This is a genomic window from Streptomyces sp. NPDC104761, from assembly GCF_055583445.1.
The window spans coordinates 126060-147449 of the sequence record NZ_JBVJNZ010000001.1; the positions used below are offsets into that span (position 1 = coordinate 126060).

The 21390-nt window shown below is 72.7% G+C and carries 22 protein-coding genes and 1 riboswitch; of the genes, 10 read left to right on the forward strand and 12 right to left on the reverse strand.

The features are described 5' to 3' along the window. Positions 1-81: 81 nt before the first annotated feature. Genes ACZ63F_RS00580 through ACZ63F_RS00590 form a run of 3 tightly spaced genes read left to right on the forward strand, consistent with a single transcriptional unit; the run spans position 82 to position 3697 of the window. Complete coding sequence (locus ACZ63F_RS00580; protein WP_469707367.1) at positions 82-1398, forward strand: lycopene cyclase family protein; 1317 nt, start codon at positions 82-84, stop codon at positions 1396-1398. Continuing rightward, positions 1395-2123 carry a class I SAM-dependent methyltransferase gene (locus ACZ63F_RS00585; protein WP_469707369.1) on the forward strand — a complete coding sequence of 243 codons (729 nt, stop codon included), beginning with the start codon at positions 1395-1397 and terminating at the stop codon, positions 2121-2123. Before ACZ63F_RS00580 ends, ACZ63F_RS00585 begins: the two co-directional genes overlap by 4 nt. Next, entirely contained in the window at positions 2120-3697 is a 1578-nt protein-coding gene (locus tag ACZ63F_RS00590) for an FAD-dependent oxidoreductase (protein WP_469707371.1), read from the forward strand. The genes ACZ63F_RS00585 and ACZ63F_RS00590 overlap by 4 nt, the downstream gene beginning before the upstream one ends. A 72-nt stretch (positions 3698-3769) precedes the next feature. Here ACZ63F_RS00590 and ACZ63F_RS00595 read toward each other — a convergent pair whose 3' ends face one another. Together ACZ63F_RS00595 and ACZ63F_RS00600 are read right to left on the reverse strand one after the other, a co-directional pair. Further along, complete coding sequence (locus ACZ63F_RS00595; RefSeq protein WP_469707373.1) at positions 3770-6337, reverse strand: ABC transporter permease; 2568 nt, start codon at positions 6335-6337, stop codon at positions 3770-3772. Between the two features lie 4 nt (positions 6338-6341). Beyond that, positions 6342-7130, reverse strand: a complete 789-nt coding sequence (locus ACZ63F_RS00600; protein ID WP_469707375.1) for an ABC transporter ATP-binding protein — start codon at positions 7128-7130, stop codon at positions 6342-6344. 166 nt (positions 7131-7296) lie between these two features. Between ACZ63F_RS00600 and ACZ63F_RS00605 the strand changes: the two genes are divergently transcribed. Then, a complete protein-coding gene (locus ACZ63F_RS00605; protein WP_351955708.1) occupies positions 7297-7548 on the forward strand; it encodes a toxin-antitoxin system HicB family antitoxin in 252 nt (83 codons plus the stop codon). Positions 7549-7552: 4 nt separating this feature from the next. Then, positions 7553-7927, forward strand: coding sequence for a fic family toxin-antitoxin system, toxin component (locus ACZ63F_RS00610; protein WP_469707377.1), 375 nt, complete (start codon positions 7553-7555; stop codon positions 7925-7927). A 19-nt stretch (positions 7928-7946) separates the two neighbouring features. Here the strand turns inward: ACZ63F_RS00610 and ACZ63F_RS00615 are convergent, their stop codons facing one another. Together ACZ63F_RS00615 and ACZ63F_RS00620 are read right to left on the reverse strand one after the other, a co-directional pair. Next, positions 7947-8630 (reverse strand): class I SAM-dependent methyltransferase, encoded by a 684-nt coding sequence (locus tag ACZ63F_RS00615; protein WP_469707379.1) that lies wholly within the window; start codon positions 8628-8630, stop codon positions 7947-7949. Positions 8631-8709: 79 nt separating this feature from the next. Continuing rightward, positions 8710-9396 (reverse strand): esterase/lipase family protein, encoded by a 687-nt coding sequence (locus tag ACZ63F_RS00620; RefSeq protein WP_351955706.1) that lies wholly within the window; start codon positions 9394-9396, stop codon positions 8710-8712. A gap of 116 nt (positions 9397-9512) precedes the next feature. On the opposite strand from ACZ63F_RS00620, the gene ACZ63F_RS00625 reads away from it, so the two are divergent. Then, positions 9513-11687, forward strand: coding sequence for a helix-turn-helix transcriptional regulator (locus tag ACZ63F_RS00625; protein ID WP_469707382.1), 2175 nt, complete (start codon positions 9513-9515; stop codon positions 11685-11687). Positions 11688-11832: 145 nt separating this feature from the next. Here the strand turns inward: ACZ63F_RS00625 and bioD are convergent, their stop codons facing one another. From bioD to bioB, 3 genes are read right to left on the reverse strand one after another with little or no spacing between them, the layout of a single operon-like run. After that, complete coding sequence (gene bioD, locus ACZ63F_RS00630) at positions 11833-12549, reverse strand: dethiobiotin synthase (protein WP_469709265.1); 717 nt, start codon at positions 12547-12549, stop codon at positions 11833-11835. Between the two features lie 2 nt (positions 12550-12551). Next, positions 12552-13838 carry an adenosylmethionine--8-amino-7-oxononanoate transaminase gene (locus ACZ63F_RS00635; RefSeq protein ID WP_469707384.1) on the reverse strand — a complete coding sequence of 429 codons (1287 nt, stop codon included), beginning with the start codon at positions 13836-13838 and terminating at the stop codon, positions 12552-12554. Then, complete coding sequence (gene bioB, locus ACZ63F_RS00640; RefSeq protein ID WP_469707386.1) at positions 13831-15051, reverse strand: biotin synthase BioB; 1221 nt, start codon at positions 15049-15051, stop codon at positions 13831-13833. The genes ACZ63F_RS00635 and bioB overlap by 8 nt, the downstream gene beginning before the upstream one ends. Positions 15052-15198: 147 nt before the next feature. Here bioB and ACZ63F_RS00645 point away from each other — a divergent pair, with 147 nt between their 5' ends. Further along, positions 15199-16326 (forward strand): 8-amino-7-oxononanoate synthase, encoded by a 1128-nt coding sequence (locus ACZ63F_RS00645; RefSeq protein ID WP_469707388.1) that lies wholly within the window; start codon positions 15199-15201, stop codon positions 16324-16326. Positions 16327-16436: 110 nt separating this feature from the next. Here the strand turns inward: ACZ63F_RS00645 and ACZ63F_RS00650 are convergent, their stop codons facing one another. Both ACZ63F_RS00650 and ACZ63F_RS00655 read right to left on the reverse strand, forming a co-directional pair. Next, positions 16437-16664 carry a DUF397 domain-containing protein gene (locus ACZ63F_RS00650; protein ID WP_093505857.1) on the reverse strand — a complete coding sequence of 76 codons (228 nt, stop codon included), beginning with the start codon at positions 16662-16664 and terminating at the stop codon, positions 16437-16439. Positions 16665-16673: 9 nt separating this feature from the next. Then, a complete protein-coding gene (locus ACZ63F_RS00655) occupies positions 16674-17534 on the reverse strand; it encodes a helix-turn-helix domain-containing protein (RefSeq protein ID WP_352367496.1) in 861 nt (286 codons plus the stop codon). A gap of 212 nt (positions 17535-17746) precedes the next feature. Between ACZ63F_RS00655 and ACZ63F_RS00660 the strand changes: the two genes are divergently transcribed. Further along, a complete protein-coding gene (locus tag ACZ63F_RS00660) occupies positions 17747-18205 on the forward strand; it encodes an ATP-binding protein (protein ID WP_469709267.1) in 459 nt (152 codons plus the stop codon). Between the two features lie 37 nt (positions 18206-18242). Here the strand turns inward: ACZ63F_RS00660 and ACZ63F_RS00665 are convergent, their stop codons facing one another. From ACZ63F_RS00665 to ACZ63F_RS00675, 3 genes are all read right to left on the reverse strand, one after another. Continuing rightward, positions 18243-18716, reverse strand: a complete 474-nt coding sequence (locus tag ACZ63F_RS00665) for a C40 family peptidase (protein ID WP_351720133.1) — start codon at positions 18714-18716, stop codon at positions 18243-18245. Positions 18717-18719: 3 nt separating this feature from the next. Beyond that, positions 18720-18904, reverse strand: a riboswitch (cyclic di-AMP (ydaO/yuaA leader). Between the two features lie 361 nt (positions 18905-19265). Beyond that, positions 19266-19574 (reverse strand): hypothetical protein, encoded by a 309-nt coding sequence (locus tag ACZ63F_RS00670; protein WP_469707391.1) that lies wholly within the window; start codon positions 19572-19574, stop codon positions 19266-19268. Between the two features lie 7 nt (positions 19575-19581). Continuing rightward, positions 19582-20217 (reverse strand): ATP-dependent Clp protease proteolytic subunit, encoded by a 636-nt coding sequence (locus ACZ63F_RS00675; RefSeq protein WP_469707393.1) that lies wholly within the window; start codon positions 20215-20217, stop codon positions 19582-19584. Positions 20218-20357: 140 nt separating this feature from the next. On the opposite strand from ACZ63F_RS00675, the gene ACZ63F_RS00680 reads away from it, so the two are divergent. Then, a complete protein-coding gene (locus tag ACZ63F_RS00680) occupies positions 20358-20645 on the forward strand; it encodes a type II toxin-antitoxin system Phd/YefM family antitoxin (protein ID WP_293996298.1) in 288 nt (95 codons plus the stop codon). A gap of 431 nt (positions 20646-21076) precedes the next feature. Next, positions 21077-21379 carry an urease subunit gamma gene (locus ACZ63F_RS00685; protein ID WP_037672587.1) on the forward strand — a complete coding sequence of 101 codons (303 nt, stop codon included), beginning with the start codon at positions 21077-21079 and terminating at the stop codon, positions 21377-21379. Positions 21380-21390: the final 11 nt, after the last annotated feature.

Sequence of the window (21390 nt, forward strand, 5' to 3'; positions counted from 1 at the left end):
CGCAGGACCCGCCGCCGCGAGTCGCACGCGGACCGGACCGGAACACCGAGGAAGCCGAGGAAGCCGAGGAAGGGAGAGGCCGTGCCGGAGGCTGACGTGGCCGTCGTGGGTGCGGGCGCCGCCGGGCTGTCGCTGGCCCACCGGCTCGCCGGGAGCGTGCCGGGCCTGCGGACACCGTCCGTGGTGCTGGTCGACGCGCCGCTGGGACCGCTGCGGCCGCCGCCACGGACCTGGTGCTACTGGGCGGCGGGACCCGGGCGGTTCGACGCGGCGGTGCGGGCCGAGTGGCAGCGGCTGCGGGTGCGCCCGCGCGCCGGCGCCCCGGTCGAAGGGGGGATCGCCCCCCTGCGGTACCGCATGATCCGCTCCGGCGACTTCGAGCGCTTCGTCTCCCGGGACCTGGCCCGCAGCCCCAACGTCCGGCGCCTGGAAGCGGCCGTCGAGGCGGTGGAGGACGTGCCCGGCGGCGCGCACCTCCACCTGAGGGACGCCGACGGCCGTGCGCGGCTGCTCACTGCCCGCTGGGTCCTCGACTCCCGCCCGCCGGGCAGCCTGCCGGCCGCGCGCACCACGTTGCTGCAGCACTTCCACGGCTGGTTCGTGCGCACCGCCCGGCCCGCCTTCGACCCGGCCGTCGTGGAGCTGATGGACTTCCGCACCCCGCAACCCGACCACGGCCTGTCCTTCGGCTACGTCCTGCCGACCGGGCCGTGCGAGGCGCTGGTGGAGTACACCGAGTTCTCCCGGCACGTCCTCACGCCTGAGCACTACGAGGCCGCCGTACGGCACTATGCCGACGAGGTGCTGCGGCTCGGTGAACTGCAGGTCCTGGCCACCGAGACCGGCGTCATCCCGATGACCGACGCGCCGATCCCGCGGCAGAGCGGAGCCTCGGTCTTCCGCATCGGCGCCGCCGGCGGAGCCACCCGCCCCGCCACCGGCTACACCTTCGCCGGACTGCAGCGCCAGACGAGCGCCGTCGCCGAGGCCCTGCGCCGCGGGCGCCGCCCGGTGCCGCCCGCCGCCCACTCGGCGCGCTCCCGCGCCATGGACGCCGTCCTGCTGCGTGCCCTGGACAGCGGCCGGGCCGACGGCCCGGAGCTGTTCGGCCGGCTGTTCGCCCGCGTACCCATGGCACGGCTGCTGCGCTTCCTCGACGGAGGCACGCGCCTGCACGAGGACCTGTGCATCGGCCTGCACGCGCCCGTCGGCCCGATGCTGCGCTCGGCCCTGGAGCTGCCCCGCCTGCCCCGCCGCCCCTTCGACCCACCCGTGCCGCCGCATCCGCCGGAGCCTTCCTGCACCGAGCCACGTCCGCCACCACCCGCCCAGCCGCATCCGCCGCTCCCCACGCCGGACCCACCTGCCCCGCACCTCCCCCCGACGGAGACCGCATGACGCTGCTGCGCGACGAACACCTCGCCGCCGCCTTCGACCACGCCTCCCGCAGCTACGACACGCTCGTGGCCGTCAACCCCGGCTACCACGCCCACCTGCGCCGCTCGGCGCGCCGGCTCGGCCTGCCCGGACGGGGGCGTGGGCTGCGCCTGCTCGACCTCGGCTGCGGTACCGGCGCTTCCACCGCCGCGCTGCGCCGCGTCCTGCCCGCCGCCGACGTCACGGCCGTGGACGCCTCGGCCGGAATGCTCCGCCGGGCCGCGGCCAAACCGTGGGCCGACGGGGTGACCTTCGTGCACGCCCCCGCCGAGCGGCTGTCCGAGGCCGGGGTACGCGGTCCCTTCGACGCGGTGTTCGCGGCCTATCTCCTGCGCAACGTCACCGATCCCGACGCCGTCCTCGCCGCCGTCCACGGGCTGCTGCGGCCGGGCGGCCGGCTCGCCGTGCACGAGTACACCCTCCGCGGGCGGCGCACCGACCGCGCCGTGTGGACGCTGGTGTGCCGGGGTGTCGTGCAGCCCTTGGCGACCCTGCTGGGGGACGGACCGCTCTACCGGCACCTGTGGCGCAGTGTGGTGGAGTTCGACACCGCCGGGAGCTTCGCGCAGCGGCTCGGCGGGGCCGGCTTCGACCAGGTGCGCGCCCTGCCGTTGCCGGGCTGGCAGACCGGCATCACCCACACCTTCGTCGCGCGCCGGGCGCCCGGCCACCGGGAGGGCGCATGAGGACCGCACACCAGGGCGCCGCGCGCCGCGGACGTGACCGCCGGGCCCGGGTCCTGCCGGCCCGGCCCGGCGCCTCCCGGGTGCAGGGCAGCCCGCCGTCGGTGGCGGTGGTCGGCGCCGGCATCGCCGGCCTGGCCGCCGCCACGGCGCTCGCCGAGCGCGGGGTGGCCGTCACCGTGTACGAGAAGCTGCCGTACCTCGGCGGGCGGGTCGGAGGCTGGCCGACCGAGCTGCGCGACGGCACCACGGTGACCATGAGCCGCGGCTTCCACGCGTTCTTCCGCCAGTACTACAACCTGCGCGGACTGCTGCGCCGGACCGACCCCGGCCTGGAGCGCCTCACCGGCCTTCCGGACTACCCGCTGCTGCACGCCGGCGGCCTGCGCGACAGTTTCCGGCACGTCCCGCGCACCCCGCCGCTCAGCGCGCTCGGCTTCGCGGCACTCAGCCCCTCCTTCCGGCTCGCGGACCTGCGCGCCATGGACCCGCGTGCGGCCATGCCCCTGCTCGACGTGCGCGTGCCGCAGGTGTACGACCAGCTGGACGGCACCAGCGCCCACGACTTTCTGGACGTCGTGGGCTTCCCCGAAGACGCCCGGCACCTGGCCTTCGAGGTGTTCTCCCGGAGTTTCTTCGCCGACCCGCGTGAGCTGTCGGCCGCCGAGATGGCTCTGATGTTCCACATCTACTTCCTCGGCTCCGCCGAGGGGCTGCTGTTCGACGTGCCCCGCACCCCCTTCCCGGCCGCCCTGTGGGACCCGCTCGCCGGCTATCTGGCCCGGCACCGCGCGCAGGTGCACACCGGCACGGCCGTCGAGCACATCGCGCCCACCCCCGACGGCGGTTTCGCGGTCTCCTCCGAAGGGGACGAGCGCCGCCACGACGGGGTCGTCCTCGCCCTGGACGGCGCCGGGTTGCGCTCGCTGGTCGAGCGCTGCCGGCAGCTGGGCGACGCGCCCTGGCGCGAGCGGATCGGACGACTGCGTACCGCCCCGTCCTTCCTGGTGAGCCGAGTGTGGCTGGACCGGTCCGTCGCACCCGACCGGCCTGGCTTCCTCGGCACCAGCGGCTTCGGCACCCTCGACAACATCAGCGTGCTGGAACGCTACGAGGACGAGGCGGCTCGCTGGAGCGCGCGCACCGGAGGTTCCGTCGTCGAACTGCACGCCTACGCCGTACCGCCCGGAGTCGCCCGGGACGTCGAACAGAAGCGCCTCCTCGGTCAACTGCACCGCGTCTACCCGGAGACCGCCACGGCCACGGTGGTCGACGCCCGCCACGAGTGGCGCGACGACTGCCCCCTGTTCCCGGTGGGCGGCTACGGCGACCGCCCCACCGTCCGCACCCCGCACCCCCGGCTGGTCGTGGTCGGCGACCTGGTCCGCACCGGCCTGCCCGTGGCCCTCATGGAACGGGCGGCCACGAGCGGCTTCCTGGCGGCCAACGCCCTGCTGGAGCAGTGGGGGGTGCGGGGCCAGACGCTGTGGACGGTGCCCGACCGCGGGCGGAGCGCACTCCTGAGGGCCCTGGCCGCACGGGGGCGGACACCCGCCGTCCGCGGACGGCCGCACTGAACGGCACCGCGGGGCCGGACCCGTCGGCCGGAGCAGGCCGGCCCCGCAGCGGAACGGACGGTGGCACGCCTCTCACTCGTGCGCGATGGCGGCCAGCACGTTCATGCGCGAGGCGCGCAACGCCGGCAGCAGCGCGGCCACGACACCGACGACCGCCGAGCCGATCACCACCGCGACGATCGTGCCCCACGGGATGGCCAGTGCCTTCATGCCCTGAAGCGCCAGCACCCGCTGTGTGCACACGCCCCACACGAGTCCGAGCGCAAGGCCCAGCACCGCACCGAACACCGCGATCACCACCGACTCCAGCCGGATCATCCGGCGCAACTGCCGCCGGGCCAGCCCGATCGCGCGCAGCAGCCCGATCTCCCGGGTGCGTTCCACGACCGAGAGGGCGAGGGTGTTGACCACGCCGAGCACCGCGATGACGATCGCCAGCCCGAGCAGCGCGTACACCAGGTAGAGCAGGACCGCGATCTGGTCGTGGACCAGCTTCTTGTAGTCGGCCTGGTCACGCACCTGTACCTGCGGATACGGCGCCAGCGTCCGCTCCAGCCGGGAGCGCAGTTGATCGGCGCCGGTACCCGGGGCCCGGTTGACGTACAACGCCGAGTCCTGGCCGCCGGGGACGTACTTCTCCACGGTGGCGATGCCGAAGAACAACCCGCCCTGTGTGCCGAATCCGCCACCGCTGCCCTGGTCGCTGAGGGCGCCCACCTTCATCTCGGCCATCCTGCCGCCCTGGAACTCGACCGGCAGCACGGTGCCGAGGCGGACCTTGTGGTCCTTCGCGAAGCCGACGTCCATGCCGAGGCTGCCGTCGGCCAGCGCGGCCGCGGTGTCGCCGCCCCGGTAGACGACGTGGGCGACCTCGTCGACCTGCGGGTCGTACCCGGCGGCGGTCGTGGTGACCCGTTTCCCGTCCGGCAGCCGTACCGCCACCGGCGCGAACCGCTGTCGCACGACCAGCCCGACGCCCTCGGTGCCGCGGACCTTGTCGGTGATCTCCTGGGTGAACGGCAGGAAGTTGCCGTTCTGGACGACGAAGTCGGCGCCGAGCGTCTTGTCGATCTGCTGGTCGAAGGACTTGGACATGGAGGCGCTGGCCACCGACATCCCGCCGACGAGGGCGAGCCCCACCATGAGCGCGGCGGCCGTGGCGCCGGTACGGCGCGGGTTGCGCAGGGCGTTGCGCTGGCTCATCCGGCCGACCGAGCCGAACAGGGCCGGAAACGCCGCGCCGAGGACCCGGATGACGGGCCGGACGAGCAGCGGGCCCGCGATGACGGTCGCGATCAGGGTCAGGATCACCCCGAGACCCAGCAGCGAGGCCGCCGACGCTGTTCGGGCCGCGGTCGCGCACCCCACCAGGGCCGCGACCCCGAGCGCCCCGACGGCCGAGCCGGTGATCGCCCGCACCCTGAGCGGCTTGCCCACACCGGCGATGTCGGCGTCGGCCAGCGCCGCGATCGGCGACACGGCGGCCGCGCGCCGGGCGGGCAGGTACGCGGCGATGAACGTGACGCCGACACCCACGAGGTACGCGGCGACCGGCGTTTCCCAGCCGATGACCATCTCGGCGGCCCTGAGGTGCATGCCGAACGCGCTCATCAGCCCGATCAGCCCGAACGCCAGCCCGATCCCGGCGGCCAGACCCAGCGTGGAGCCGACCAGCCCGAGCAGCACCGCCTCGGTGAGCACGGACCGCCGTATCTGCCGCCGGTCGGCGCCCAGCGCGCGCAGCAGGCCCAGTTCGCGGGTGCGCTGGGCGACGAGCATGGAGAAGGTGTTGACGATCAGGAAGATGCCGACCAGGGTCGCGATGCCCGCGAACCCCAGCATCACGTACTTGATGACGTCGAGGAAGCCGCCGAGGTCGGCGGCAGAGGACTTGGCCTGCTCGTCGGCGGTCTTCAGGTCGTACCTGCCGGTCCCGATCACCGCGCCGACACGGCTCTTGACCCGGGCGTCCGTCACCCCCTGCGCCGCGTCCACCGAGATGCTGGTGGCCCGGCCGGGGGCGCCCAGCAGTTCCCTGGCGGCGACGGACGGATCGAGGAAGACCAGGGCCGCGCCCGGGTTGGTGGTGGTGAAGGTGGCGATGCCGACGACCTCGACCTCGAACGTGCCCGGCTGGGCCTGAACGGTGAGCGTGTCGCCGATGCGCACGTGCTTCCCGGCGGCGGTGTCCGCGTCGAGCAGGGCCTGGCCGGCGCCCCGCGGGGCGTGCCCCGAGGTCAGTTTCAGGGGGCTGCGGTGGGTGAGGTACCAGTCCGTGGCGATGGTCGGGGCGCCGGTGGTCGGGCCGACCGACTTGTGGTGGCTGTCGACCACCACGACGTTCTGCACGGACACGTCCGCATGGGTCGCCGCAACTCCGTCGACCTTGGCGATCTCGCCCGCCAGCGAGGCCGGCACGGTCTGGACGGCACCGGTCGGCACGGGCGACTTCAGGTCCGCCTTCGGTTCGACGGTCACGTCGGCGGAGGTGGAGGCGAACAGCCGGTCGAAGGTGCGGGTGACGGTGTCGGAGAAGATCAGGCTGCCCGCGACGAACGCCACGGACAGGACGATGGCCAGCGCGGACAGCAGCAGCCGTCCCTTGTGCGCCAGGAAGCTGCGCAGGGTCGCTTTCAGCACCGGGTCAGTCCTCCTCGGGCCCGGCGGACCCGCGTCCCACGTCGAACCTCTTCATCCGCTCGAGTACGGCGTCCGCCGTCGGCCCCTCCATCCGGTCCACGATCCGGCCGTCCGCGAGGAAGAGGACCAGGTCGGAGTGGGCGGCGGCGCCCGGGTCGTGGGTGACCATGACGACCGTCTGGCCGAGCTGGTCGACCGCCTGCCGCAGAAAGCCCAGCACCTCCAGACCCGCCCGCGAGTCCAGGTTCCCGGTCGGCTCGTCGGCGAAGATCAGCTCCGGGCGGGAGGCCAGCGCCCGCGCGCAGGCCACGCGCTGCTGCTGGCCGCCGGAGAGCTGCGCGGGCCGGTGCTTGAGCCGGTCCCGCAGCCCGAGCGTGTCGATGACCTGGTCCAGCCACTTCTCGTCCGGCTTCTTGCCCGCGATGTCCATGGGCAGGGTGATGTTCTCGGCGGCGTTGAGGGTCGGGATCAGGTTGAACGACTGGAACATGAACCCGATCCGGTCCCGGCGCAGCCGGGTCAGTTCGCGCTCCCTGAGGCCCGTGGTCTCGGTGCCGCCGAGCCAGACCTGACCGGCCGACACGGTGTCCAGCCCCGCCAGGCAGTGCATCAACGTGGACTTGCCGGAACCCGAGGGCCCCATCACCGCGGTGAAGCGGCCGCGTGCGATGTCGACGTCCACCGAGTCCAGGGCGAGCACCGCCGTCTCACCCGCGCCGTACGCCTTGGTCAGTCCGCGGGCCCGGGCCGCGATCCCGTCGGCGGCGGGCGCCTCCGCAGCTGCTGTGGACAAGACTGCCTCCCCGTGTCGCGCGACGATCGTCCGACTTATCTGTCCGACTTCTCTGTCCGGCCTCTTTGTCCGGGTCGAGCGTAGTGTGACCCGTCCCACAGCCGGTATCACTTTTCGATTCCGATGCGCGCTGGCATTGCTAGCGCGTCCGCGCTAGCTTCGAGGTATGGCGAAGACCCAGCTGAACGTGCGCGTGGACGAGGGCACCGCCAGGGCGGCCCGCGAACGCGCTCTCGCGCGCGGTGTGAGCGTCAACCGCTACATAGAGGAACTGGTCATGCAGGACACGGGTGAGGCCGGCCGTACGTTCGTCGAGGCCGCCGCCGATTTCATGAAGCAGTACGAGTCCGTCTTCGCCGAGGAGTTCGGCGAGACGCAGGCTACCGACACGTCGGACAAGACCGAAGGCCGTCACTGATCCCTTGAGCGACCTGACGATCGACCTCGCCTGGCTCCTCATGCTCGCCGAACAGAAGACCCCCGGAGACCCGCAGGTCACCGACTGGGGTGCGCTGATCGCCGCCGTCGCCAGGCACCAAGCGGAGATATTCGACGTCCCCGTCTACGACACCCCGCAGGCCCGCGCCGCCGCCCTGCTCCAGCTGCTGATCCACGTCCCGGCCCTGGAGCGCTCGAACGCCCTGTTCGCGTCCTCGGTCGCCTACGCCTACCTGGTCGCCAGCGGCCTCAAGGTCGTCACCTCGCCCGAGCAGGTCCGCGACCTGGCCCGGCTGGTGAAGAACGGCGAGGCGAGCGTCGCGGACATCGCCGAGGAACTGCGCCGCTGGAGCCTGTGACCGGCCCGCACGTCCGTGATCAAGCCCCCGAAGGCTTGCGCGCGACGCCCAGCGCACAGTACGAGGAGGGCAGCCGCGGGCCGTGCTCCGGCAGGAACACCCGGCGGTACGGGCCGAGTTCGAACCCGGCCGCGCGCAGTTCGGCGACCGGCTCCCGGGACAGATGGCAGCCGCCGCCGAGCAGCGGCCACACCGTCCGGTCCAGGGCCCGCTGGGTGAACCGCATCGCCGGGCCACCGCCCGCGCCGTGCTCGAAGAACCGCAGCTCACCGCCGGGCCGCAGCGCCCGCCGTACCTCCGCGAGCGCCCGCCGCACATCCCGGACGCTGCACAGCACCAGCGAGAACACCGCCGCGTCGAAGGCCTCGCTCTTCACCGGCAGCGCCTCCGCCGCGCCCGGCACCACGTCCACCGGGACGTCGGCGCGCACGGCGGCCTCCGCCGCCAACTGCCGCAGGGTGCGCTCCGGTTCGATCGCGACGACCTCCGCGACCGAGCCGGGGTAACGGTCGAAGTTCAGCCCGTTGCCCGCGCCGATCTCGATCACCCGCCCGGACAGCCCCGAGAGCAGCCGCTCCCGGATCGCCGCCATGCCGAGACTCGTCTCGGCGGTGACGCTGTAGCGGGCGTAGAAACGCGCGAACAGCGGGTGGTGGACGGGATCCCGCACCGGTGTCCCGGCGCCGGCGGACATCAGCCGCATGACGGACCTCCCGACGGAAGCAGGTCTACGGTGATTGTCCCCCGTTGCGGCCCGTCGCACCCCCGCTGCCGCGGACGGCTCAGCCGATGAAGTCGCGCACCTGCTCGTAGACGCCGTGGTCGTCGTTCATGTCGGTGTGCGAGATGCAGCCGACGTCGACGTTGGTCGCGCCGCTCAGCTCCGCCGAGGTGTCCGGGTCGATGGCCGCGTCGCAGTCCGACCAGTACGCCGCGTACGAGACGCTGCCGGGCGTCTCGTCACCGGAGTTCAGGGCGGTCAGGAACGAGCTGCCGGTCGTCATCTCCTTGCAGGAGGTGTACAGCCAGCCGCACAGCGAGGCGACACTGGTCCCGTGGTTCACCCCGGCGACCGACACGAAGTGGTCCACGTACGAGGTCCCGCCGAGGTTCTTGAGGTAGTAGCGGCTGTTGAGCGCACCCATGGAGTGCACCACCAGGTCGACCTTCGAGGCGCCGGTCCTGGAGAGGACGGACTGGATGTAGGTGGACAGCGTCGAGGCGGTGGTGACGTTCGACTTCGTCCAGTCGTAGGAGATGGCGTACAGCTCGGAGGACGAGTAGCCGTCCGCCTCGAAGTCCGCGATCCAGGTGTTCCAGCTGCTGGAGTCACTGCTCAGACCGTGCACGAACACGATCGGCTCGTGGCTCGCCGCCTGCGCGGTGCCGGCACTCAGGGGGAGGGACAGAAGGAGCGAACCGGCTATCGCCGACAGAGCGGTTGCGATGCGACGCTTGGCGCGTTGCATGATGCCTCCTGAAACGGGTGGGGTTGTTCAGGAGTGTCAGGACGGGTCTACGCGCGCCGCATCGGCGAAGTCGCCAGTCTTTACGAATCAACTAACTCGCCAGTAACGTCATTCGTGTGGTGATACCGGTGAACCCCCCACACCTTGACCGCACTTCGCCACCGCAACCGACCTCCGCGGGGCCGTGCCCGGCTTCGGCGCTCCCCGAGGGCGTCCGCGTCCGGGTGACACGAGTCGTATACGAGGACCGGCGCGCCGTGGCCGAACTCGTGCCGCGCCTCACCGAACGGCAGGCCGCGGGAGCCGACCCGCTGCCGGTCGAACCGGACGAACTGGCACCGGCGTTGCTCCACGCCCTGCGCCGGGAGATCCGCGCCCTGCCCGACGAGGCCCGGCTGCTGTTGCTGCTGGCCGCCGCCGACCAGTACCCGGTCGCCACCCACGCCTTCCTGCGCGCGGTCACCGCCGGCCGGCTCGACACCCGCCCGCTGGAGACCGCCGAGGCGGCCGGGGTCGCCCACGTCGGCGCCGGCGGGGTGTTCTTCCGCGACCCCTGGACCCGGATCGCCGCCTACGAGACGGGCTCACCGGCCGACCGGCGCGCGGCGCACCTGCTGCTCGCCCGGGTCCTCGGCGGCAAGGGCGAGACGGCCCGCCGCTCCTGGCACCGGGGCGCCGCCGCCCTCGGCCCCAGCGCCCGGCTCGCGGCGGAACTGCGCACCGCCGCCGACCGGGCCCGCTCCGAAGGGCGCCCCGCCCTGGCCCGCGCCCTCGCCGAACGGGCCGCCGACCTCTGCCCCGACCCGGCCGAGGAGGCCCGCCTCCTCGCCCTGGCCGCCGCCGACGCCTGGCGCTCCGGAGAACCCGACCGGGCGCGACGGCTCGCCGCCCGCACGGACAACACGGCCCTCAACGGCGTCCTCGCCCTCAGGGCGGGCGATGCCGCCGAGGCCTTCGACGCCCTGCTCAGCGCCGCCGTCAGGCAGGAACGTTCCGCCGACGCTGTGGAACTCCTCGCCCTCGCCACCGAGGCCGCCCTCTACACCGGCGACCTCAGACGCTGCCGCGAGGCCCATGTCCTCGCCCAGTGGCTCGACCTCCCGCCGTCCGGCATCCTCGCCGCCCTCGCCCGCGCCGTCGAAGGCCGCTACGCCGACGCCCGGCTCCTCCTCAAGGGCACCGCGGGCCGCTGCGGGCCCGGCGCCGACCCCGGCCTGCTGATCCACTCCGGCATCGCCGCGCTGCTGCTCGGCGACCACACCCGGGCCGTCACCGCCACCCTCCGGGCCGCCGCCTCCGCCCGCTCGCGCGGCATCCCCGGCACCGTCGCCCAGGCCATGGAGTTCCGCGCCTACGCCGACTTCTGGACCGGCCGCCCCCGGGCCGCCGAGGCCGCCGCCCGGGAGGCCCTGCGCCAGGCGTACGCCACCGGACAGGACAACGGGGCCTGCCATCTCCAGGCCGCGCTCGCCATGTTCGCCGCCGTCACCGGGGACGAGGAGGCCTGCCGGGAGCGCGCGGCCGCGGCCCGCTCGCACGCCCTGGCGCACGGACTGGGCCTGCCCGCCGCCCTCGCCCAGTGGGCGCTCGCCTTCCTCGACCTGGCGGGCGGCCGGTTCCCGGCGGCCGCCGCCCGGCTGCGCGCCCTCGCCGGGTTCGGCCCAGGACACGGCCACCGGGCCATACGGCACCTGGCCACCCCGCACTACGTGGAGGCCGCCGTCCGCACCGGGGACACCCGGGTCGCCCGCGCCGCGCACGCCGACTACGACCGCTGGGCGACGGCCGTGCGCAGCCCCGACGACCTCGCGCTCAGCGCCCGCTGCCGGGCCCTGCTCGCCCCCGGTGCCGAGGCGGTCCAGCACTACCGCTCCGCACTGGACCTGCACGCGCGGGGCACCCGGGACTTCGAACGGGCCCGCACCGAGCTGCTGTTCGGCGGTGCGCTGCGCCGACTGCGGCAGCGCACCGAGGCCCGCGACCGGCTGCACAGTGCCCTGGAGGCCTTCGAGTCCTTCGGCGCCCCGCACTGTGCCGCCCAGGCGCGCGCGGAACTCCGCGCCCTGGGAACCCCGTTGACGGCGCACTCCGACTCCGACCCGGCCGCCGTACTCACCGCCCAGCAGCTGGTGGTGGCCCGGATGGCCGCCGAGGGCGCCACGAACCGCGAGATCGCGGACCGTCTCAACCTCAGCCCCCGCACGATCGACCACCATTTGCGGGGCGTCTTCGCCCGGCTGGGAATCCGATCCCGGATCGAACTGGTACGGCTGCTCGGGGAGTCGCCCTAGCCGTCGGCCGGGTGCGGCTGCGTGGGGGCTGGTCGCGCAGTTCCCCGCGCCCCTTCGGGGGCGCCGATGAAGCGCCCCTTTGGGGGCGCGGGGAACTGCGCGACCAGCCACGATGGCGCCGCACCCGAACCGGCGCGGCCTGCCCCTACGGCGCTTCCCGCATCCGGAACGCCTCCGCGTCCCAGCTCCCGTCCAGCCGCGCCGACAGCCAACTGGGCGCCACCGCACGAAAGTCGGCGGGCGCCAACGCCCCCGCCCCAGCGGGCAGCGCGCCCAGCAGCGGCGCCCCGGCCACCTCCGGCAGGTCGGCCACATTGCACCGCGAGGCCAGGTCGGGGGCGTCCGGCCAGCTCCCGATCACCACTCCCGGCAACTCCAGCCCCCGGGCACGCAGCTCACGGGCCGTCAGCTCCGTGGTGTTCAACGTGCCCAGCCCGGCCGACGCCACCACCAGCACCGGCGCGTTCAGCAGCCGGGCCGCGTCCGCCAGCGTGCCGCCCACCGCGTCGAACCGGACGAGCAGCCCGCCCGCGCCCTCGACCAGCACCAGTTCGTGCTCGGTGGCCAGCTTGGCGGCGGCCTCGGCCACGTCCTGCGGCCGCACGGGGGCCAGCCCCGCCCTGCGGGCCGCCGTGCCCGGTGCCAACGGCTCGGGGAAACGGGCGACTTCGGCCGCCGTCACGGCACCCGCGAGCCGCGCGACCTCGTCGGCGTCCCCGCGCTCGTCGGGGCCTACCCCCGTCTGCGCGGCCTTCAGGACCGCCACCGAGCGGCCCGCCCTGAGCGCGGCGGCGGCGACGGCGGCCGTGGTGACCGTCTTGCCGACCTCCGTGCCCGTCCCCGTGATCACCAGGATCGGCATGCTCATCCCTCCCGCGCGGCGGCGCACACCGCGCGCGCGATCCGTGCCACGTCCGCGTCACCCGTGACGTACGGCGGCATCGTGTACACGAGGTCGCGGAACGGCCGCAGCCACACGCCCTCGCGCACGGCGGCGGCCGTGGCGGCCTTCATGTCGACCTCGTGGTCCAGCTGGACCACCCCGATGGCGCCGAGGACCCGGACGTCCCGCACCCCGGCGAACTCCCGGGCAGGCGCCAGACCCTCCCGCAGCCCCGCCTCGATCCGCTTGACCTCCGCGAGCCAGTCCTGGCCGAGCAGCAGCCCCAGCGACGCACACGCGACCGAGGCCGCGAGCGGGTTGCCCATGAACGTCGGCCCGTGCGCCAGCACCGGCACCTCACCCCGCGAGATCCCGTCGGCCACCCGGGCGGTGCACAGCGTCGCGGCCATCGTCAGGTAGCCGCCGGTCAGCGCCTTGCCGACGCACATCACGTCCGGGGTGACGGCCGCGTGGTCCGCCGCGAACAGCGCGCCGGTGCGCCCGAAGCCGGTCGCGATCTCGTCGAACACGAGCAGCACGTCGTGCGCGTCGCACGCCTCGCGCAGCACCCGCAGGTAGGCGGGGGAGTGGAAGCGCATCCCGCCGGCGCCCTGCACCACCGGCTCCACGATCACCGCGGCCAGCTCGTGCGCGTGCCGCTCGATCACGGACCGCAGGTGCTCGGCGTACGGCTCGTCGTACTCCGCCGGCGGGGCGTCCGCGAACACCTGGCGGGGCAGCACCCCGGACCAGAGCTCGTGCATCCCGCCCTCGGGGTCGCACACCGACATCGGCTGCCAGGTGTCGCCGTGGTAGCCGCCGCGCCAGGTCAGCAGGCGCTGCTTCGCGGGGCGGCCGAGGGAGCGCCAGTACTGCAGGCACATCTTCACCGCGACCTCGACCGACACCGATCCCGAGTCGGCGAGGAAGACGTGCTCCAGGCCGGCCGGCGTGATGTCGACGAGGAGCTTCGCCAGCCGGACGGCGGGCTCGTGGGTGAGCCCGCCGAACATCACATGGCTCATCCTGCCGAGCTGGTCGTGCGCGGCCTCGTTGAGCACCGGGTGGTTGTAGCCGTGGATCGCCGACCACCAGGACGACATCCCGTCGACCACCTCGCCGGAGCCGTCCGCGAGCCGCAGCCGGACCCCGCTCGCCGACTCCACGACGAGCGGTTCGGCCCGGCCGGGCATCGGGCCGTACGGATGCCAGACGTGCCGGCGGTCGAGCTCCAGCAGTTCGGGGACGCCGAGGCCGGGCTCAGGCATTGGGCGCGAGATCCGTTCCGGCTCCCCGGCGGCGGACCGCGACGAGGTCGGTGCGCGGTTCGTTGACGGCGGGGAAGGCCGCACCCCCGGCCGCACCCTCGGCGGCACCTTCATGGGAGCCGCACACCGAGCCGCAGCCGTCCTCGCCGTGGGATCCGCACCCGGCGCCCTCGGCCCCGTGCGACCCGCAGCCGCCGGCCCGGACCTCGGCCCGGTGCTGGGGCAGCGTCACCTCGTCGGCGCCCTCCACCGTGAACCCGGCGTCCGCGATCATCTCCAGGTCGGCCTGGCCCGCCTGGCCCTCGGTGGTCAGGTAGTCGCCGAGGAAGATCGAGTTGGCCAGGTGCAGCGCGAGCGGCTGCATGGTGCGCAGATGGACCTCGCGGCCGCCCGCGATGCGGACCTCCACGTCGGGGCAGACGAACCGCACCATCGCCAGGATGCGCAGGCAGCGCTGCGGGGTGAGGTTCCACTCCTTGGCCAGCGGGGTGCCCTCGACCGGGATCAGGAAGTTCACCGGAACGGAGTCCGGGTCCAGCTCGCGCAGCGAGAAGACCACGTCGACCAGGTCCTCGTCGCTCTCGCCCATGCCGGCGATCAGGCCGGAGCAGGCCGACAGACCCGCCGCGTGCGCCTTGTTGACCGTGTCCACCCGGTCGGCGTACGTGTGGGTGGTCGTGATGTCCCCGTACGTCCCCTCGGACGTGTTGAGGTTGTGGTTGTAGGCGTCCGCGCCCGCCTCGCGCAGCCGCTCCGCCTGGCCGTCGGAGAGCAGGCCGAGGCAGGCGCACACCTCGACGCCCTCGTTCTGCTCCTTGATGGCCTTGATGGTGCCCGCGACCCGGTCCACGTCCCGGTCGGTCGGACCCCGCCCGCTGGCCACCAGGCAGACCCGCTTGGCGCCCCCGGCCAGGCCCGCGGCAGCCGCCTTGGAGGCCTCGTCGGGTTTCAGCCAGCTGTACTTCAGGATCCCGGTGGAGGAGCCCAGCCGCTGCGAGCAGTAGGAGCAGTCCTCGGGGCACAGGCCCGACTTGAGGTTGACCAGGTAGTTGAGTTTCACGCGCCGGCCGAACCACTGCCGGCGCACCTTGCCGGCCGCGGCCACCACGTCGAGCACGTCGTCGTCGGAGGTTGCCAGTACGGCGAGCGCTTCCTCGCGGGTCGGCAGCTCGCGCCGAAGCCCCTTGTCCACCAGCGTGTTCAGCAGGTCCATGAGAGCCGATCCTGTACTACGAGGCTGCTCCGGGCCAAGGAGAGTTTGCACAACCCTGTCAGTTCGACGTGTGGGTATTGCCACACAGTGGGCGCCTGATGATCCCGCTAGGGTCTGTCCACTGCCTACAAATTCACCGGAGGGGCCATGGCGTTCGGCTGGATCGACGAACAGGCGGAACAGCGCCGCCGCGCCGGACTCGTACGGACCCTGCGCCCCCGCCCCGCCGACTCGCCGCTGCTGGACCTGGCGAGCAACGACTACCTGGGCCTCGCCCACCACCCGGAGGTCGCCGAGGGCGCCGCCGGGGCGGCCCGGACCTGGGGCGGCGGCTCCACCGGCTCCCGGCTGGTCACCGGCACGACCGAACTCCACACCGAGCTGGAGCGGGAGCTGGCCGGATTCTGCGGGTTCGAGGCCGCCCTGGTCTTCTCCTCCGGTTACGCGGCCAATCTCGCCGCCGTCACCACGCTCGGCCCGCACGGCTCCCTGATCGTCTCCGACGCCCTCAACCACGCCTCCCTGATCGACGGCTGCCGGCTGGCCCGGGGCGCCACCCAGGTCGTCGGACACGCCGACCCGGACGCCGTGCGCAAGGCCCTCGGGACGCACGAGGGGCCTGCTGTGGCCGTCTCCGACACGGTGTTCTCGGTCGACGGGGACGCGGCACCGCTGGCGGCGCTCGCCGAGGCGTGCCGGGAGCACGGCGCCGGGCTGCTCGTCGACGACGCCCACGGGCTCGGGGTGCTCGGGGACGGCGGGCGGGGCGCGCCGTACGCGGCCGGGCTCTCCGGGGCCGACGACGTGGTGGTCACGGCGACCCTGTCGAAGTCGCTGGGCAGCCAGGGCGGGGTGGTGCTGGGGCCGGCCAGGGTGATCGACCACCTGGTCAACGCGGCCCGGACCTTCATCTTCGACACCGGTCTCGCCCCCGCCGCGGCGGGGGCGGCGCTGGCGGCCCTGCGGCTGCTGCGCCGCGAGCCGGGGCGTGCGGCGCGCTCCCGGGAGGTGGCCGCGGAACTGCACGCACGGCTGACCGCCGCGGGTCTGGAAGCGGTACGTCCGGACGCCGCGGTGGTCTCCGTGCGGGCCCCGTCCCCGGAGCAGGCCGTGCGGTGGGCGGCCGACTGCCGTACGGCAGGCCTGGCCGTGGGCTGTTTCCGTCCGCCGTCGGTGCCGGACGGCATCTCACGGCTCAGGCTGACCGCCCGTGCGGACCTCTCCGGGACCGAGATCGAACGCGCTGTACGTGTGATCGGCGAGACACGACCATGAGTCGGCGTGACACGGCCGGGCCTGGCTCGCGAGCGGATGGGGAGTCGGGAACGGATGGGTGTGGGTCTGACCGATCTCGTTCGCGTGTGGTCAGACTCTTCTGGGGCTGATCAGTCGGCGAGTGCCGCCGTGAAACCCGCCCAGCTCTCGGGGGAGAAGAGCAGTACGGGTCCGGCCGGAGCCTTGGAGTCGCGCACGGCGAGCAGTCCGGCCGACGGGCCGGAGCGCGGCCGTGCCGTCTCCACGCAGTTGTTCGCTCCGGTGCTGTAGCTGCTGCGCAGCCACCGCAGTCCGTGCAGATCAGCACTTGAAGGTACGTTCCGAGGCAGTGCAGTCATGGTGCCTCCTTACGCGCCGTCAGCTATTGCGGCGATGTAATCCAACGAGTCCTCGGGGGAAAGGGCGTGGATCCGGAGCGTGTCGAAGGCCTCCGTGTAGGCCTGGAGGTCTTCTTTCCGCTCCAGGTAGAGGCTACTCGTCAACTGGTCGATAACAACCACGTCCAGATCAGAAGTGCTCGGAAATGAGAAGATTACGAAAGGTCCGGTGATGCCGATATGGGCACCGGCCGCGAACGGCAGCACCTGGAGCCGTACTTGGGGCAGCCGGGCCGCCTCCATCAGCCGCTCCAGCTGCCGTGCCATCACACCGGGACCGCCCACCTCCCGGCGCAGCACCGCCTCGTCCAGCACCGCGCTCAGCTCCAGCGGCGGATCGTTTCGCAGCACGTCCTGCCTGGCCAGGCGCACTTCCACCAGCGTGTCCAGGGAGTCGTCGGCGCGCCCGTCCATGGCCGCCCGGGTCACCGCGCGCGCGTACTCGGGGGTCTGCAGCAGCCCCGGTACGACCAGGGTCTCCAGCGTGCGCATCGTGCCGGCCTGTGACTCCAGGCTGATGAAATCGCGGTAGGCGGGCGGCAGGACCCCACGGTAGGCGTGCCACCAGTGGTGCCGGCCCGCCGTGTCCTCCGACCCCGCCAACACCAGCAGCAACTCGCGCAGTTGCCCCTCCACCACGCCGTAGGCGTCCAGAAGTAACCGCACATCGGCCGGTTTCACACCGCTGGCGCCGGTCTCGATCCGGCTCACTTTCGACTGATGCCAGCCCACCAGACGGGCGGCCTCACCGCTCGTGAGGCCGGCGCCGGTGCGCAGTGTGCGCAGTTCGGCGCCCAGTTTCCGGCGGCGTACCGCGGGACCGTTCTGCATGGGCTACTCCTTACTCCTTCCGAGCCGCCCAAATACGGTCTGAGGTCGCAGAGTTCACCGCTTCGAGCGACAGATATATGCATATCTTGGTGGATCGCTCCCCGTGACCGGCCCGGTAATGGCAGTCTGGCGAAGAAGCACCAGTCCGGGACCGTACTCGAACCATCCGCTCCGTGTCGGACTCCGGTCCCGAGGAAAGGGACGACGTCGCCATGGCAGACCACCTGGAAGCATCCGTCACTCTGCCGAGCGATCCCGCCTCGGTCTCCGCCGCCCGCTCCTACGTGCTGGACACCCTCGCGGAGTGGGGGCTGCCACCGGAGACGGAGACCGCGGACTCCGTCCGCCTCATCGTCTCCGAACTCGCCACCAACGCCGTGCAGCACACCTTCGGGCAGTCACCCACCTTCACCGTGGACCTCGTGCTCGACCGTGACGAACACCTGCGCATCGGCGTCACGGACAGCCATCCGCGCTTTCCCAAGAGACTCCCCGCCGCGGTCCAGCAGGACAACGGGCGCGGCATGGTCATCATCCGCTGGCTGACCGCGGAGTGCGGCGGAAAACTCCGGGTGCGGCCCACCCGGGAGGGCGGCAAGACCGTCTCCATCGAACTGCCCTGGACGGTCCCGGCGGGCACGGTCACGGCGGCCGGCCAGCAGGAACCGTAGCCCTGAGTTCCTGCCGGCCGGCCGACGCGGGAACGGGTCAGCTGACCCGGCCGTACCAGACGCTGCGTGTCCAGATCTTCTGGAGCTTGACCACGTCCCCGGTCTTCGGGGCGTGCCAGATCTTTCCCTTCCCGGCGTAGATGCCGACGTGGTAGACGCTGGACCCCGAGTGGAAGAAGACCAGGTCCCCGGCCTTGCGGTTGCCGGCCGAGATGTGACGGGTCTTGTTGTACTGCTGGGCCGCCGTACGCGGCAGGGTCTTGCCCGCCTTCTTGAACGAGTACAGCGTCAGCCCGGAGCAGTCGAACCTGTTCGGTCCGGTGGCGCCCCACCTGTAGGGCGAACCCTTCTTCGACGCGGCGACCTGAAGTGCCTTCGTCGCCATCGTGGCGGCCGAGGCGTCGGAGGCGACACCCGGTATCACGATCGAACCGCCCACGGCGGCGATGGTCAGTGCCGAGGCCGTACCGGCCCGGGCCATCAGCGACGGAACACGATTGAGCGCAGTCATGCGCAACCCTTCGTCAGCCGCCTGTGAAGGATGACCTGTCGGATTCGGGCTGGCGAAGTTGCCCGGCCGTGTCGCCACGGCTTCACCCCAAGGGCTGCTCGGCCCGGTCATGGCGCGACCGTGCCGGCGACCCGTCGTGCTTGGGTCCTCCACTCCTGCCGATGCACTTCTGTCGACGGGTCAATCCAGGCGGCGGCAGGACTCGGCGTCCGCCCGGACCGCCCCGCCGCTGTGGCGGGGGCTTGTCGTCAGACAGGGATCTTCACTCACGTGTGTCCGAAAATCCCAACGGAACCGTGGATTTGTGGGGTTACTCACCACCCACCCGTTCGGGTGGACAGCCCTGTGTTCGATTCTCCGTCAACTGCCCTGCGTAGCCCCGGACCTGCGCGGAAGCCGTCCGTGGGTACCCCCGCGCAGGCAACCCGAGCGGCTTCCCCGGCCGGGTAAAACCACGCCACGCTCCGCCGAACGGCGGTAACCCCTTTGGGTCGTTTCGACTCCGGCCCGCGCGTCCCGTCGACGGCACGGACCGGAGTCCGGCGGGTGTCACGGTACGCAGTCGGGCGGGAGTACGACGCGAGCGGTCCGGCGCTCACCGTCGAGCACCCGCAACGCGCGTGCCAGCGTGTCCCCGTGCAGCTCCGTCTCGCCCCGCAGATGCATCAGGGCCAGGGCGTCACGCAGCTCGGACGCCGCGCGCACCAGCGCCTGCGCGGCGCGCAGCCCACGGTAGGTGTCCTCGTTGCGCGCCGGATTGATCCGGCCCAGTAAATCCACCACGTCCAGGTAACGGTCGATCAGCTCGCCCTCGGCGCGGGTCAGCGCGGGCAGCGGCGGCAGCTCCGGCGGCAGCATCGGCCGCTCACCCCGCGTCCGGCAGGCCGGGCAGCGCCCGGCGGGTGGGCATGACCCGGTCCACCAGGCCGTAGGCCAGCGCCTGCGGGGCGTCCAGGACCAGGTCCCGCTCCAGGTCCTGGTGCACCTGTTCGGCCGTACGCCCGGTGTGCCGGACGAGCATCCCCTCGACCATCGCCCGGACCCGGTCCAACTCCGCCGCCTGGATGGCCAGATCACTCGGCTGGCCCTGTACCGGTTCCGGCAGCGACGGCTGCTGCAGCACGATGCGCGCGCCGGGCAGCACGGACCGCTTGCCCGGTGTGCCGGCCGCCAGCAGCACCGCGGCCGACGCCCCGGCCTGCCCGAGGCAGACCGTCTCCACGTCGCAGCTCACGTACTGGACCGTGTCGTAGACCGCGGCCATCGCGGTGTAGGACCCGCCCGGGGAGTTGATGTACAGCGAGATGTCCCGCTCCGGAGCCGCGTACTCCAGATACATGAACTGGGCCATCACGTCGTTGGCCGAGACCTCGTCGACGGGCGTGCCGAGGAAGACGATCCGCTCCTCAAGCAGCTTCGCGTACGGATCCAGGGTGCGCTGCCCCGCGGTCGTGCGTTCCGTGAACTCGGGCAGGACGTAGCGGGCGGACGGTCGGGTCATGGCGTACCCCTCCTCGCGACTGAGGCAGCCCGGGGGCCGGGCTCTCTGCTGAAAATGTACAGGACGTACAGATCATCAAGAGGGGATTCCGCTGTCACCGAACAAGATGTGATGTCCGGGGTGCCCCGTAAGCTGGGTTCATGGCCTACGAGATTCCGGTGACCCAAGCCAGGGCTGAGCTCGCCGAACTGATCAACAGGGTGGTGTACGGCGGTGAGCGCGTCGTCGTGACGCGCCACGGCAAGCCGCTGGTCGCCCTCGTCTCCGCCGCCGACCTCGAACGCCTCGAAGAGCTCCCGGAACCGGCCGAGGAGCACGTGGACCACGTCGTCAGCTCGGTCTCCACGGTCCGGGAGACCGCCGCGGTCCGCCCCGAACGCGGCCGCTTCGGCATCGCGGCGGAGCACAGGGGAGCCGCAGGCTCCTGAACAGGCGGCGCCACACGGGCCGGGCGCTCAGCCGAACGTGCCGCAATGCGCGGTCATTCGCCCGCGGCGCCATCGTGGCTGATCGCGCAGTTCCTCCCCCAGCCTTCCAAGCCGGGGGCACCCCCAGCGCCCTTTCGGTGAGAACCGTCTCGTCGAGGCGCTCCAAAGGCTTGTGCCCGCCGGTACCCCCCGAGCATCCGGGTGAGGGCCGTTCGGGTGGCGCCCCCTCCCGCGCACCGGTCGTGCGGCTCGTGTGCCGGTCATGAAGTGATCAAGGTCCGGTTAACGTCGCCGAAACTCCGGCAAACTAGCCTGCCGATCCACGCCACCTGGGGTTTTCCTAGCCGGATTGGGTCCGTGAGCCCAATTCGTCGCGGTGGCCGCGGCAACCGGGCCCCGCACGGTCCGGAGCGAGGACTGTGAGGTGGGACGTGCAACTGACCCCGCACGAGCAAGAGAGGCTGCTGATCCACGTGGCGGCCGACGTGGCCGAGAAGCGCCGGGCCCGCGGGCTCCGGCTGAACCACCCCGAGGCGATCGCCCTCATCACGTCGCACATCCTCGAAGGCGCGCGGGACGGCCGAACCGTCGCCGAACTCATGGCCTCCGGGCGCAAGCTGCTCACCAGGGACGACGTCATGGAGGGCATCCCCGAGATGATCCACGACGTCCAGGTCGAGGCGACCTTCCCGGACGGCACCAAGCTCGTCACCGTCCACGACCCGATCGTCTGAGGAGGCCGTCG

Bases quoted from the DNA above. Each gene is read 5' to 3' on its own strand.
- ACZ63F_RS00635 (WP_469707384.1), bottom strand. From the start codon at position 13,838: ATGCCTGAGCCCGGCCTCGGCGTCCCCGAACTGCTGGAGCTCGACCGC.
- ACZ63F_RS00665 (WP_351720133.1), bottom strand. From the start codon at position 18,716: ATGACTGCGCTCAATCGTGTTCCGTCGCTGATGGCCCGGGCCGGTACG.
- ACZ63F_RS00660 (WP_469709267.1), top strand. From the start codon at position 17,747: ATGGCAGACCACCTGGAAGCATCCGTCACTCTGCCGAGCGATCCCGCC.
- ACZ63F_RS00675 (WP_469707393.1), bottom strand. From the start codon at position 20,217: ATGACCCGACCGTCCGCCCGCTACGTCCTGCCCGAGTTCACGGAACGC.
- ACZ63F_RS00655 (WP_352367496.1), bottom strand. From the start codon at position 17,534: ATGCAGAACGGTCCCGCGGTACGCCGCCGGAAACTGGGCGCCGAACTG.
- bioD (WP_469709265.1), bottom strand. From the start codon at position 12,549: ATGCCGATCCTGGTGATCACGGGGACGGGCACGGAGGTCGGCAAGACG.
- ACZ63F_RS00670 (WP_469707391.1), bottom strand. From the start codon at position 19,574: ATGCTGCCGCCGGAGCTGCCGCCGCTGCCCGCGCTGACCCGCGCCGAG.
- ACZ63F_RS00620 (WP_351955706.1), bottom strand. From the start codon at position 9,396: ATGCAACGCGCCAAGCGTCGCATCGCAACCGCTCTGTCGGCGATAGCC.
- ACZ63F_RS00645 (WP_469707388.1), top strand. From the start codon at position 15,199: ATGGCGTTCGGCTGGATCGACGAACAGGCGGAACAGCGCCGCCGCGCC.
- ACZ63F_RS00605 (WP_351955708.1), top strand. From the start codon at position 7,297: ATGGCGAAGACCCAGCTGAACGTGCGCGTGGACGAGGGCACCGCCAGG.
- ACZ63F_RS00680 (WP_293996298.1), top strand. From the start codon at position 20,358: ATGGCCTACGAGATTCCGGTGACCCAAGCCAGGGCTGAGCTCGCCGAA.
- bioB (WP_469707386.1), bottom strand. From the start codon at position 15,051: ATGGACCTGCTGAACACGCTGGTGGACAAGGGGCTTCGGCGCGAGCTG.
- ACZ63F_RS00650 (WP_093505857.1), bottom strand. From the start codon at position 16,664: ATGACTGCACTGCCTCGGAACGTACCTTCAAGTGCTGATCTGCACGGA.
- ACZ63F_RS00590 (WP_469707371.1), top strand. From the start codon at position 2,120: ATGAGGACCGCACACCAGGGCGCCGCGCGCCGCGGACGTGACCGCCGG.
- ACZ63F_RS00615 (WP_469707379.1), bottom strand. From the start codon at position 8,630: ATGCGGCTGATGTCCGCCGGCGCCGGGACACCGGTGCGGGATCCCGTC.
- ACZ63F_RS00585 (WP_469707369.1), top strand. From the start codon at position 1,395: ATGACGCTGCTGCGCGACGAACACCTCGCCGCCGCCTTCGACCACGCC.